Source organism: Achromobacter sp. HZ01 (genome assembly GCF_003267925.1).
Classification (GTDB): domain Bacteria; phylum Pseudomonadota; class Gammaproteobacteria; order Burkholderiales; family Burkholderiaceae_B; genus Achromobacter; species Achromobacter pulmonis_A.
Map to the genome: position 1 here is coordinate 1115037 of NZ_LWKV01000001.1, position 10869 is coordinate 1125905.

A 10869-nucleotide genomic window follows, 5' to 3' on the forward strand; every position below is an offset into this window, starting at 1 on the left:
GTCGGCGCGCGGGCATGGCGGTTGCTGGGCTAGCCGCAAGCCATTCCCTTACCGGAGGTTTCCCATGGCCTTGATCGTCGCCGCCCGATTCGACACCTTCGACGAGGCCGCCGTGGCGGCCCGTCAGCTCTTCGACCAGGGCTTCACCGAGGACGACATCCATACGTTCTACATCAACACGGCGGGCGAGCACGCGCGGTTTCCCATAGGCGGAGACCGCGTCGCCGACCCCGACGCCAAGGGCGGGCACTTCGGCGCCGTGGCCGGCGCTTCCGTGCTGGGCCTGCTGTTCGCGCTGGCCGGCGGGCTGGTGGCGGCGCGGCTGGCCGCCTCCATCCTGGTCGTGATTGCCGCGGCCGGCGTGGGCGCCTACCTGGGCGCGCTGGCCGGCGCGCTATGGGTCGTGGGCCGCGGCCGGCGCGCGCGTCCCGGCGTGCCGGCCGCGCCCGACGAGCATCCGGACCTGAGGCCGGCCGGCGTCATGCTGGCGCTGCACGTCGCGCCGGACCGCGATGCGCTGGCGCGCAGCGTACTGCGGCAGGCCGGCGGCAAGGACATCGAAAGAGCGCAGGGCCGCTGGCTGGAAGGCAAGTGGGAGGACTTCGATCCCCTGACCCCGCCCCGGAGAGCGGCATGAGCGCGCCGCGGATGCGCGCCTGGGCCGCGGCGCTGCTGCTGGCCGCGCTGGGGCCGTTGCAGGCGCAGGACCTGCCCGAGGCCGACGCGCGCTTTCTGCAGGCGGCTGCGGGCTCGGGCATGTTCGAGATCGAGGCCGCAAGGCTGGCGCAGCAGCGCGCCGACAGCCGCGCGGTCAAATCCTATGCGGCGCAGATGCTGGAGCAGCATCGCGCCATCGACAAAGAACTGAGGACGCTGGCGCAGCGCAAGCAGGTGACGCTGCCCGACCAGCCGTCCGAGCCGGACCGCAGCACGCTGGAACAACTGCGCAACCGCAGCGGGGCGGACTTCGACGTGGTCTACGCCAAGCGGGCCGCGGTGGACGCGCACGTCATGGCCAACCGCCTGTACGAGACCGCGGCGCGCGAGTCGGAGGACCCGCAGGTGCGGGATTTCGCCACGCGCGTGCTGCCGGTGGTGACGCAGCACCTGGCCATGAGCCGCGAGTTGCAGCAGGGCCGGCCCGCCAACGGCGACAAGATCCAGCCGCCGGTCAAGGGCGAGGCGCCGGCGGTGTCGCCCGCCTCGCGCGACGCGCCGGCCTCGATCGCGCCGCCCAGATGATGGGGCGGCGGCCCGGCATCAGTCGCCGGCGCTGCCGGTGATCGGCAGCACGATGCCGGTGATATAGCTGGAACAGACCGGCGAGGCCAGGAACACGTAGGCGGGCGAGATTTCCTCGGGCTGCGCCGGGCGTCCGAGATCCGTGTTCTTGCCGAACTCCCGGATGGCCTGCGGACTCTGGTCGGCCGGGTTCAGCGGCGTCCACACCGGACCCGGCGCCACCGCGTTCACGCGTATGCCCTGGCCGGCCAGGTTGGCCGCCAGCGAGCGCGTGAATGCGTGGATCGCGCCCTTGGTGGTGGAGTAGTCCAGCAGTCTGGCGCTGCCGCGCAGGCCCGTCACCGACCCGGTGTTGATGATGGCGGCGCCGGCCTTCAGATGGGGCAGGGCGGAGCGCGCCATGTAGAAATAACCGGTGATGTTGGTGCGCAGCGTCCGGTCCCATTTGTCGTTATCGATCTCCGGCAGCGTATCGGTGTGCTGCTGGTAGGCGGCGTTGTTCACCAGGATGTCCAGCCTGCCGAAGGCCTGCACCGCCTGCTGCACCGCGCTCTCGCAAAAGGCCGGGTCCTGCACGTCGCCGGCGATCAGCACGCAGCGCCTGCCTTCTTCCTGGACTGCGCGGCAGGTGGCTTCGGCGTCTTCGTGTTCGTTCAGGTAGACCAGGGCCACGTCGGCGCCTTCGCGCGCATACAGCACGCAGACCGCGCGGCCGATGCCGGAATCGCCGCCGGTGACGATGGCGGCCATGCCTTCGAGCTTGCCGCTGCCGCGGTATGAAGGGGCCTGGTACTGCGGCTTGAGCGCCATGTCCGCTTCTTCGCCGGGCTTGTCCAGATGCTGGCCGGGCATGGGTGGGGTCGGGTGCGGCCGCGCGCCGGTGTTGTCCTGGGTGGGTTTGCTCATGCGTCTCTCCTGGGTGCGTGTCTGCACCCACCGAGCAATCCGCGTTCCCGCGCCCGCCGGCGCTACAGGCCCAGTTTCTTCAGCATGCGCGGGCCCACCGTCTTGCGGGCCGCTTCGTAGCCTTGCCAGGGATCGCCCAGTTCGCGCGCCAGCTCCACCGCGTTGCGGATATTGCAGGCCGCGCCGCGCCAGTCGCGTCCGGATTCCAGCGCGTCCCAGCCCACGGGCAGCGACACCGGCGCGCCGGCGCGGGCGCGCGCCGAGTAGGCCGCGATGGCGGTGGCGCCGTTGCCGTTGCGCAGATAGTCCACGAAGATGCGCCCGTGGCGGCGCAGCTTGGACATATTGGAGGTGTAGCGCTCGGGGATGACCCGCGCCAGCTCATCGGCCAGCGCGCGCGCCAGGCCCTTGACCACGTCCCAGGGCTGGGTCGCGCGGATCGGCGCGACCAGGTGCAGGCCCTTGCCGCCGGTGGTCTTCAGGAACGGCGTCAGGCCGATTTCCTGCATCAGGCCGCGCGCCAGCTGCGCGCCTTCGGCGACGGCCTGCCATTGCACGTCGGGGCCCGGGTCCAGGTCTATGGTGATGCGGTCCGGCTCGTCGGGCCGCGGCTGGCGCGCGCCCCAGGTATGGAACTCGATAACGCCGCGCTGCACCATGGCCAGCACGCCTTCCAGCGAGCGGATCAGCAGGTGTTCGCCGTCGCGTTCCAGGCCCTCGGGCAGCCGGCCGCCGATGTGCTTCTGGAAAAAGCAGGTGGCGTCGGTGCCGTCCGGGCAGCGCAGCAGCGCGATGCGCCGGCCCCGCAGATGCGGCAGGATCAGATCGCCGGCCGACTCGTAATAGCGCGCCAGGTCCAGCTTGGTGGTGTCCGGATCGTGCATGATGACCCGGCCCGGATGCGTGATGCGGACCTGGCCCACCTTGTCGGCGGCCTTGTCCGTCCTGGCGGCGGGGGACTCGGGCGTGGGGGCTACCCGTTCGCCCTCGACCTCGCTGGCCGGCTTGTCCTCGCGCAGCCCGACGAAGGAAGCCTGGCGCAGCAGCTTGTCCTGGGTGACGCTGGCGTAGCGGATTTCCGCCACCAGTTCCGGCTTGACCCAATGGATTTCGCCCGCGCTCTGCCCATAGCGCCCGGGGCCGGGCAGCTCGCCCGCGAACGGGCTGGCGTCCGTCTCCAGCGCGTGCAGCTTTTTGTAGAGCGAGGCCAGGGTGGCGGCGGTGAAGCCCGTGCCGACGCGGCCCGCGTATTCCAGCTTCCGGCCCTTGCGCAGGCCCACCAGCAGCGCGCCGAAATGCTTGCGCGCGCCGGCCGGCGCGGTGTAGCCGCCGATCACGTATTCCTGGCGCGGCCGGCACTTGAGCTTCAGCCAGGCCGTGCCCCGGCCCGCCACGTAGCGCGAATCCAGGCGCTTGCAGATCAGCCCTTCCAGGCTCAGCCGGCAGGCTTCGGACCAGGCCGCGCGTCCTTCGGTGCCGTCGGCCACCTCCAGGCGCTGCGTCATCTGCAAGGGGACGCCGTCCGGCAGCGCGGCCAGCACCTGCTCCAGGCGCGCCTGGCGCTCGGACAGGGGCAGGCCGCGCAGGTCCTCGCCGTCCCAGTAGGGCAGGTCGAAGGCCATGAACGACAGGTCCTGGGTGCGGCCGTCCAGCGCGTTCTGCAGCAGCTGGAAGTCCGATATGCCGCGCTCGTCCAGGCAGACCACTTCGCCGTCGATCCAGCCGTCGGGCAGGTCCAGCGCATCCAGGGCGTCGGCCAGCACGGCCATGCGCGCGGTCCAGTCGATGCCGCTGCGGCTGACCAGGCGCGCGCGTCCGCCGTGCACGCGGCACAGGATGCGATAGCCGTCGTACTTGACCTCGTAGGACCAGCCCGTTCCCTGCGGTGGAGCCTCGACCAGCGTGGCCAGTTGCGGCGCGAGCGTGGCCGGCAGCGCCGCGCGGCGCGTGGCCGGCCGGGCGCTTTTGGTCGTTTTCGTCGTCTTCGCCGCCTTGGCGGGCTTTTTCGCCTCGGCCTTGCGGGCCGCCTCGGCGTCATCGCCTTCGAGCGCCGCCTCGTCGTCCAGCTTGCGCAGCAGCCATTGCTTGTCTTCCTTGCCCAGGCGCAGCAGGGCCCAGGCGCCATTCAGGGTGCCGCCATGCAGGGTGAAGCGCAGATGCCCGCGCGCCAGTCCGCGCCTGGGATCGCCGTCCGGCGTCCAGGTGCCGCGGTCCCAGATGTCCACGTGGCCGGCGCCGTAGTGGCCCTTGGGGATGTCGCCCTCGAACTTGCCGTATTCGACCGGGTGGTCCTCGACCTTGATGGCCAGGCGCTTGACGTCTGGATCGCGGCTGGGTCCCTTGGGCACGGCCCAGCTCACCAGCACGCCGTCGAGTTCCAGGCGGAAGTCGTAGTGCAGCGCGCGCGCCTCGTGGCGCTGGACCACGAAGGACAGGTCGCCGGCGCGGCGCGCGCGCGGCGCCTTGCCGGCAGGCTCGCGGGTGCCGGTGAAGTCGCGCATCCTGCGGTACTGAGCCAGCGGTTCGCTCATGGGAACTCCTTATGACCGGCTCACGCCGCCTTGCGCCTGGCGGACGCGCCGGACTTGGCGGCAGTTTTGGCGGCAGTTTTCTTGGCGGCGGGCTTTTTCTTCGGCGCGGCGCGCTTGGCCGGCGCCTTGCGGGCGCCGCCGCGCTGCTCGATGCTCTGCTTGAGCAGCGACATCAGGTCTATCACCTTGGCCGATTCGCGCGGCGCCTTCGCGCCGTCCTCGGCTTCGGCCAGCACGTGGGTGCGGCCGGCCTTGATCTTCTTCTCGATGGCCGCCAGCAGGTCTTCGCGATAATCGTCGCGATAGGCCTGCGGGTCCCAGGGGCCGGTCATGTCCTCGACCAGCCGCAGCGCCATGTCGCGTTCGCGCGCGGCCGGCGCGGCGGTCTTGCCGGCGGGCAGGTCCAGGTCCTCGGCCGACAGGATCTCGCCGGCGTAGCGCAGCGTGATCAGCATCAGGGCGTCGCCCTGCGGCAGCAGCGCGCACAGGTATTGGCGCGTGTGCAGCACCACGCGCGCCAGCCCCAGCCTGCCGGCCTGGCGCAGCACCTCGCGCAACAGCACGTAGCCTTTTTCGCCGCGCCGGTCCGGCGCCAGGTAGTAAGGGGTGTCGTAGTAATAGATCGGCACTTCGGCGGCGTCGACGAAACCCTGGATCTCCACCGTCTGGGTGGCGGCGACGTTGGCGCGCTTGAAGTCCTCGTCGTTCATGTAGACGTATTCGCCTTTTTCGTACTCGTAACCCTTGACGATGTCTTCCGAGGCGACGGGCTTGCCGGTGCGCTTGTTGATGCGCTGGTAGCCGACGGGCGCGTCGTCGCGCCGGTCTATCCAGTCGAAATCCAGGCGCTGCGGCCGCGTGGCCGCATGCACCACGATGGGCACATGCACCAGGCCGAACGAGATCGCGCCTTTCCAGATGGTACGCGGCATGGCCGCCTCCAGAGGTCGGGGACGCGATGAGCAGCAAGCCGCATGCCCGGCGCCGGGCATGCGGCCGCGGCCGCGCTACTGGCGGCCGACCACCACGCCGAACAGAAAGGCCGCGCCGGCCACCAGCCCGATCGCCTGCCACGGCCGGGCATGGATGTACTCCTCGGTGCAATCGATGGTTTCGCGCATCAGGTCGCCCGCATTGTCGGAAGCGTCGCGCAGGCTGCGCCGGGTGGCGCGCAGCTGCTCCGACAGCCGCTCGCGCAGCGCCTCCAGATCGGTGGCTTCCTTATCGTTGAGAGTGGCCTCCAGTTCGTCGATCCAGGATTCCGGATGCCGCGCGCGGCGGCGCAGGCTGCTGTTGTCCGGGCCGTTCTCGGGAAAATCGGAGGGCAGGGGGGTGTTGGTAGTGGCCATCGCAAGCTCCTGGCGGTCGGGCTGGAAAAGCGTCTTGCAAGCCGGCCCGGGACGGCACGCAAGACGGGTCGGGATCAGGGCCCGAGCATGTCGCGGCAGGCCAGCGCGCAGCCCAGGCAGGCGCCGGCGCAGATCTGGCAATGCTGCGCCGGCGACGCCGAACACGCGCGGGCGCAGGCGTCGCAGAGCTGGGCGCACAAGGCGCACAGCCCCTTGGCGAACTCGCCGTCGCGCGCCAGCATGGCCGCGCACAGCCGGCAGACGGCGGCGCAATCCGTGCACAGGCCGATGGCCCGCTGCATGCCGGCGGCGTCTTCCCGCAGGCACATTGCGGCGCACGCGTCGCAGGCCACGGCGCATTCGTAGCAGGCTTGCACACACAGGCCGAAATTTGAGTCTCGCATTGCATCTCCTTGTGAGCCGCCGTGCCTGCCGGCAATCGGCGTGCCCGGCCGGGGCGGGCACATCCGCTTGCAATTTCGCCGCGCCGGGGGCTTTTCCGGCGCACGCGACGCCGTAGCATGAAAGACCGGAACCGGAAGGAGATACGCATGAAACCCGCAGCCAAATCCGGACATGGCAAGTCCGCCCGCGCCCGCAAGGGGCCACAGGACGGCGCGCAAGACAACGTTAAGATACTGCCGCCTCGCGGTCCCGTCGACGTTCCGCGCATGCCGGACAAGCCGGACGCCTCGACACCGGACGAAGCCGCGCGCGACCGGCGCGCCGTGGTGGACAATCGCACCGAATCGAATTGGGCCGACGGCTCGGCGCCGCAGCCGCGCGCCAAGAACGCGCGTTCATCGATTCTTTGAGCCAGCCCCGCGGCCGCCTCGTTGCAGAAAGGCCAGCAGCCGGCGCTCGTCGGCGTCCAGCCCGCGCGGGCCGTCCGGCGCGCGTGCGCGCGGCGGCAGCCGGCCTTCCAGATAGGCCTCCAGGATGGCCGGATGCACATAGCAGGCGCGGCACACGGCCGGCGTGTTCGCCAGGCGCTGCGCCACCTGGCGGATGACCTCCACCACCGCCTGCCGGGCGCGGGCCGGGTCCGGCTCGGGACGGCGTTGCAGGGCGGCGAAGGCCAGCACCGAACCCGCCCAGGTGCGGTAATGCTTGGCGGTGAAATCGCCCGCGCCGGCCTCGCGCAGATAGGCGTTGACCGCGCCCGAATCCACCGGATGGCTCTCGCCTTCATCGTCCAGGTACTGGAACAGCTGCTGTCCCGGAATGTCCATACAGCGCTTGACCACGCGCGCCACGCGCCGGTCGGCCAGCCTGACGTCGTGCGCCACGCCGCTCTTGCCGTGAAAGCGGAAACGGATGCGGCCGCCGGCCACGCTGGCGTGGCGGCGCTTGAGCGTGGTCAGGCCGTAGGAACGGTTCTGGCGCGCGTATTCGCGCGCGCCGATGCGGATCAGCGTGGTTTCCAGCAGCCGCACCAGCGTGGCGATGACCTTGTCCTGCGACAGCCCGGGCGCGGCCAGGTCGCGCTGCACGCGCCTGCGCACGCGCGGCAGCGCCAGCCCGAAGGCCGCCAGGCTCTGGTATTTGTCGGCGTCGCGCACCGCGGTCCAGTCGGGGTGGTAGCGGTACTGCTTGCGGCCGCGCGCATCGCGGCCCGTGGCCTGCAGATGTCCGCGCGGGGTGGGGCAGATCCACACGTTTTCATAGGCCGGCGGTATCGCCAGCGCGTCGATGCGCGCGATTTCAGCCGCGTCGCGGATGCGGCGTCCCTGCGTGTCCAGATAGGCGAAGGCGCGGCCGTTGACCCGCATTCGGGTATAGCCGGGCCGGGCGTCGTCGACATAGACCAGGCCCGCCTCGGTGGTGGCGGACGGCGCGGACGCAGCGGTGGAGCGGGCGGATTTCATGCGGGCAGGGCAGGCGTGGAAGGAAGCGCGGCAAGCAGCATCCCGCGTGCCCGGGCACGCCGCTTGCTGCAAGCGGCTGGGATTCCCGAAGGAGGCCGCCATGCAAACTTTTTCCCATATGCACGTCCCACCCAAACCCGATCCGATTCCGCCGGGTTCGCCGCCGGGCGACCTGCCCGTGGACCCCGATACCGACGAACCGGACGTCGATCTGCCCCCGCTGTCGCCGCCCGGCAAGGAAATCACCCCGCCCGGGAAGTGATGTCCGCCCGTCGTTCCAGAACTCGAATCGATAAAGACGAGGAGTCGCCATGTCGACCATTCTGCTGATCATCCTCATCCTGCTGCTGATAGGCGCCGTGCCGGCCTGGCCGTACAGCAGGGGCTGGGGCTACTTCCCCAGCGGCATCCTGGGCATTCTGCTGATCGTGTTGATCGTGATGCTGCTGACCGGACGCTTGTAGGCGCGCGGCGGCGGGCGCGCGGACACCGCGCGCCCGGTTCCCGCTAGTGGGAGAACATGACCGGCAAGGTCATGTTTTTCAGGATCGACGCGGTGGCGCCGCCCAGCGCCCACTGGCGCAGCTTGCTGTGGCCATAGGCGCCCATGACGAGCAGGTCCGCGCTGAAGTCCGCGGCCGCGTTCAGGATGGTGCTGCCCACTCCCACGCCCTTGACGTCGCGGCGCACGTGCTCGGGTGCCGGCATGCCGTGGGCTTCGCAGAAGCTGGCCAGGTCCTCGAACGCGATCTGCGCCTTGCCGCGCGACTCGCCTTCCTCCATGGTCAGCACGATCAGGGTCGAAGCCAGGCGCAGCATGGGCGCGGCGTCGGCCAGCGCGCGGGCGGCTTCGCGGCTGCCATCCCAACAGCACAGCACGCGCTCGCCGATGACCGGGAAGGCGCCGATGGACGGCACCACCAGCACCGGACGGCCGGCCGTCAGCAGCGTCTGCTCGACGAACTCGATCTCGTGCGCGGCTTCGACGTCTTCGCGGTTCTCCTGGCTGACGACGATGAGGTCGCTGGCGCGGCCCAGCGCCGCGACGGTGGCGCTGGGCGAGGCTTCGCCGGCGCGCACCGCCGCCGGCACGTCGGCGGCCGCGGCGGAGGCGAGAAAGCCGTTCAGCACCGCATCGCGGCTCTGGGTCTGCAGTTGCTCCATGACGCTGGCGGCGCGCGACATCAGCACCGATTCGCCGTAGTAGTACTGCGGCGGCGCGGCGTTGGCGTAAATGCCGACGAGCTCGGCCTTGTGGCGGCGGGCCAGCCCGAGCGCGGCGTCGGTGCGGCGCTTACAGTCGAATCCGTGATCGAGGTGTACGGAAATGCGGCGGTACATGATGGCCTCCTGGGTTGAACGTGATCGGTCAACAACATGGTTGCGCGTTCGGTGCGATCGGCCCTTGATAAGGGTCAACCCGTACTCAGTTTCCACGAACGGCCGCAACTCCCCGCCATCGCATTGGCAACCAAAAGTGTCGGCCATCGCGTTAAAGACCGCCGGAGTACATATGGACACACTTCTGTATCTTTGCCGCGTCAAATATGAAAATTTGCCTGGAACAAACATAGGAAATCGCATAAAAAACGCTGTAGCTGGGAATACTCATGTCCAAATGTGCCGCTTTCTGCGCCCGGACAGCGCAGGCTCTGCCCGGTGGCACGCAAGGAGCGTCGGCATGACGTCGAATCACGAGGCTTCCACAGGCTCGGTGGCGAGCGACGACGAGATCGCCGCATTGGTAAATGGCAAGGATGGGCTGCGCGTGCTGCTGCAGCCGCAGGTGGACCTGTTGACGGGCCGTATCGTGTCGGCCGAGGCGCTGGCGCGCTGGCATCATCCGAGACTGGGCATCGTCATGCCCGGCGAATTCATTCCCGCAATCAACCGGCTGGGCCTGGACAGGGCCTTCTTCGAGCGCGTGTCCCTGCGCGCGATCGACATGCTGCTCACCCTCAGGCGGGCCGGCATCGCGGTGCCCCTCGCGGTCAATGCGCCCGCGTCCACGCTGTCGGACGAGCGCGCGGTGGACTTCCTGCTGGGCCGCATCCACGCCGCCGAACTGCCGGCTTCGCTGCTGCGCGTGGAGCTCACCGAAGACCAGCCGATCCGCGAACTCGACGTGCTGCGCGCGGCGCTGCTCAAGCTGGAGAACGCGGGCTGCGAGGTCAGCCTGGATGATTTCGGCACCGGCCACGCGTCGCTGAAACTGCTCTCGGCCATTCCGCTGTCCGAAGTCAAGATCGACCAGTATTTCGTCACCCGCATGCGGCGCAGCGCCGTGGCGTTCGAGGTACTGCGGGCGGCGGCCGAGCTGGCCAACCGGCTGGGCCGGCGGGTGGTCGCCGAAGGGGTGGAGAACGTGGCCGACATCCCCGCGCTGCGCGCCGCGGGCTGCCGCTACGGGCAGGGCTTCGCGCTGGGCCGGCCCATGCCGCTGGACGAACTGATGATGCGTCTGCGCACGCAGCGCGAGCGCGGCGAGGCGCTGGCCGCGCCCATCCCGTACGCCTCGACCTGGCTGGACGCCTATGACGACGCCCGCCAGGACGCGCCGCCGGCGCGTCGCACGCGCCACGTCACCACGCAATAGCGGCGCGCCCGCGCAGAATTTACCGGGCCGGCGCGCGGTCCTTGGCGTTTTTTCCCTCTTGCATGTCGGGTTGCCCGGCCGTCGGCCTTGGGCACGCGGGTTGCTCTGCATAGTCCGGCGGAGTGTGTCCGCTTCATCAGGAGACGTGCAATGTCGACTCAGAACCAGCCCGACCAGCAGAAGCAGCCCCAGAAACAGCAGAGCCAGGAAGACCAGCGGGACCGTCGCCAGCCGGGGCAGCAATCCGGCCAGCAGGCCGACAAGGGCCGCCAGCAGCAAGGCCATGCGCCGGGGCAGCAAAGCAAGATGCCGCGCTGACGCCCCAAGGCCGCGCGCCGCGCCGCAAGGCGCGACGCCGGCGCAGGCCCTGTCCGGGT

14 protein-coding genes are annotated in these 10869 nt (G+C 70.1%); 7 read left to right on the forward strand and 7 right to left on the reverse strand.

Annotation, left to right across the window (positions count from 1 at the left end; all coding sequences use genetic code 11):
- Positions 1-64 precede the first annotated feature (64 nt).
- Together A6B37_RS05260 and A6B37_RS05265 are read left to right on the forward strand one after the other, a co-directional pair.
- On the forward strand, positions 65-637 hold the full coding sequence (locus A6B37_RS05260; RefSeq protein ID WP_111825112.1) for a hypothetical protein: 573 nt from the start codon (positions 65-67) through the stop codon (positions 635-637).
- Positions 634-1242, forward strand: a complete 609-nt coding sequence (locus tag A6B37_RS05265) for a DUF4142 domain-containing protein (RefSeq protein ID WP_246842371.1) — start codon at positions 634-636, stop codon at positions 1240-1242. The genes A6B37_RS05260 and A6B37_RS05265 overlap by 4 nt, the downstream gene beginning before the upstream one ends.
- Before the next feature lie 18 nt (positions 1243-1260).
- On the opposite strand, the gene A6B37_RS05270 is transcribed toward A6B37_RS05265, so the two are convergent.
- From A6B37_RS05270 to A6B37_RS05290, 5 genes are all read right to left on the reverse strand, one after another.
- The gene (locus A6B37_RS05270) at positions 1261-2148 is read right to left on the reverse strand and encodes an SDR family oxidoreductase (RefSeq protein WP_111825113.1); all 888 of its coding nucleotides are present in this window, start codon (positions 2146-2148) and stop codon (positions 1261-1263) included.
- 62 nt (positions 2149-2210) lie between these two features.
- Entirely contained in the window at positions 2211-4679 is a 2469-nt protein-coding gene (ligD, locus tag A6B37_RS05275) for a DNA ligase D (protein ID WP_111825114.1), read from the reverse strand.
- A gap of 20 nt (positions 4680-4699) precedes the next feature.
- The gene (locus A6B37_RS05280; protein ID WP_111825115.1) at positions 4700-5611 is read right to left on the reverse strand and encodes a Ku protein; all 912 of its coding nucleotides are present in this window, start codon (positions 5609-5611) and stop codon (positions 4700-4702) included.
- A gap of 75 nt (positions 5612-5686) precedes the next feature.
- Complete coding sequence (locus A6B37_RS05285; RefSeq protein WP_102771213.1) at positions 5687-6028, reverse strand: DUF883 family protein; 342 nt, start codon at positions 6026-6028, stop codon at positions 5687-5689.
- A gap of 74 nt (positions 6029-6102) precedes the next feature.
- Positions 6103-6432, reverse strand: a complete 330-nt coding sequence (locus tag A6B37_RS05290) for a four-helix bundle copper-binding protein (RefSeq protein WP_111825116.1) — start codon at positions 6430-6432, stop codon at positions 6103-6105.
- A 147-nt stretch (positions 6433-6579) separates the two neighbouring features.
- Here A6B37_RS05290 and A6B37_RS05295 point away from each other — a divergent pair, with 147 nt between their 5' ends.
- Positions 6580-6843 carry a hypothetical protein gene (locus tag A6B37_RS05295; RefSeq protein WP_102771211.1) on the forward strand — a complete coding sequence of 88 codons (264 nt, stop codon included), beginning with the start codon at positions 6580-6582 and terminating at the stop codon, positions 6841-6843.
- Here A6B37_RS05295 and A6B37_RS05300 read toward each other — a convergent pair.
- Positions 6829-7896: a DNA topoisomerase IB gene (locus A6B37_RS05300; protein WP_111825117.1), complete on the reverse strand. Its 1068-nt coding sequence runs from the start codon at positions 7894-7896 to the stop codon at positions 6829-6831. The two genes, A6B37_RS05295 and A6B37_RS05300, sit on opposite strands and share 15 nt — an antisense overlap.
- A 100-nt stretch (positions 7897-7996) precedes the next feature.
- Between A6B37_RS05300 and A6B37_RS26025 the strand changes: the two genes are divergently transcribed.
- Together A6B37_RS26025 and A6B37_RS05305 are read left to right on the forward strand one after the other, a co-directional pair.
- Positions 7997-8158 (forward strand): hypothetical protein, encoded by a 162-nt coding sequence (locus A6B37_RS26025; RefSeq protein WP_168202117.1) that lies wholly within the window; start codon positions 7997-7999, stop codon positions 8156-8158.
- 49 nt (positions 8159-8207) lie between these two features.
- The gene (locus tag A6B37_RS05305; RefSeq protein WP_102771209.1) at positions 8208-8360 is read left to right on the forward strand and encodes a DUF3309 family protein; all 153 of its coding nucleotides are present in this window, start codon (positions 8208-8210) and stop codon (positions 8358-8360) included.
- 43 nt (positions 8361-8403) lie between these two features.
- Here A6B37_RS05305 and A6B37_RS05310 read toward each other — a convergent pair whose 3' ends face one another.
- Positions 8404-9237 carry a universal stress protein gene (locus A6B37_RS05310; protein ID WP_102771208.1) on the reverse strand — a complete coding sequence of 278 codons (834 nt, stop codon included), beginning with the start codon at positions 9235-9237 and terminating at the stop codon, positions 8404-8406.
- 340 nt (positions 9238-9577) lie between these two features.
- Between A6B37_RS05310 and A6B37_RS05315 the strand changes: the two genes are divergently transcribed.
- Both A6B37_RS05315 and A6B37_RS26030 read left to right on the forward strand, forming a co-directional pair.
- Complete coding sequence (locus tag A6B37_RS05315) at positions 9578-10492, forward strand: EAL domain-containing protein (RefSeq protein ID WP_102771207.1); 915 nt, start codon at positions 9578-9580, stop codon at positions 10490-10492.
- A 150-nt stretch (positions 10493-10642) separates the two neighbouring features.
- Entirely contained in the window at positions 10643-10810 is a 168-nt protein-coding gene (locus tag A6B37_RS26030) for a hypothetical protein (RefSeq protein ID WP_168202118.1), read from the forward strand.
- Positions 10811-10869 lie beyond the last annotated feature (59 nt).

What these genes read in the sequence shown, in the direction of transcription:
- A6B37_RS05260 (WP_111825112.1), top strand. Translation starts at nt 65, where the DNA reads ATGGCCTTGATCGTCGCCGCCCGATTCGACACCTTCGACGAGGCCGCC.
- A6B37_RS05265 (WP_246842371.1), top strand. Translation starts at nt 634, where the DNA reads ATGAGCGCGCCGCGGATGCGCGCCTGGGCCGCGGCGCTGCTGCTGGCC.
- A6B37_RS05270 (WP_111825113.1), bottom strand. Translation starts at nt 2,148, where the DNA reads ATGAGCAAACCCACCCAGGACAACACCGGCGCGCGGCCGCACCCGACC.
- ligD (WP_111825114.1), bottom strand. Translation starts at nt 4,679, where the DNA reads ATGAGCGAACCGCTGGCTCAGTACCGCAGGATGCGCGACTTCACCGGC.
- A6B37_RS05280 (WP_111825115.1), bottom strand. Translation starts at nt 5,611, where the DNA reads ATGCCGCGTACCATCTGGAAAGGCGCGATCTCGTTCGGCCTGGTGCAT.
- A6B37_RS05285 (WP_102771213.1), bottom strand. Translation starts at nt 6,028, where the DNA reads ATGGCCACTACCAACACCCCCCTGCCCTCCGATTTTCCCGAGAACGGC.
- A6B37_RS05290 (WP_111825116.1), bottom strand. Translation starts at nt 6,432, where the DNA reads ATGCGAGACTCAAATTTCGGCCTGTGTGTGCAAGCCTGCTACGAATGC.
- A6B37_RS05295 (WP_102771211.1), top strand. Translation starts at nt 6,580, where the DNA reads ATGAAACCCGCAGCCAAATCCGGACATGGCAAGTCCGCCCGCGCCCGC.
- A6B37_RS05300 (WP_111825117.1), bottom strand. Translation starts at nt 7,896, where the DNA reads ATGAAATCCGCCCGCTCCACCGCTGCGTCCGCGCCGTCCGCCACCACC.
- A6B37_RS26025 (WP_168202117.1), top strand. Translation starts at nt 7,997, where the DNA reads ATGCAAACTTTTTCCCATATGCACGTCCCACCCAAACCCGATCCGATT.
- A6B37_RS05305 (WP_102771209.1), top strand. Translation starts at nt 8,208, where the DNA reads ATGTCGACCATTCTGCTGATCATCCTCATCCTGCTGCTGATAGGCGCC.
- A6B37_RS05310 (WP_102771208.1), bottom strand. Translation starts at nt 9,237, where the DNA reads ATGTACCGCCGCATTTCCGTACACCTCGATCACGGATTCGACTGTAAG.
- A6B37_RS05315 (WP_102771207.1), top strand. Translation starts at nt 9,578, where the DNA reads ATGACGTCGAATCACGAGGCTTCCACAGGCTCGGTGGCGAGCGACGAC.
- A6B37_RS26030 (WP_168202118.1), top strand. Translation starts at nt 10,643, where the DNA reads ATGTCGACTCAGAACCAGCCCGACCAGCAGAAGCAGCCCCAGAAACAG.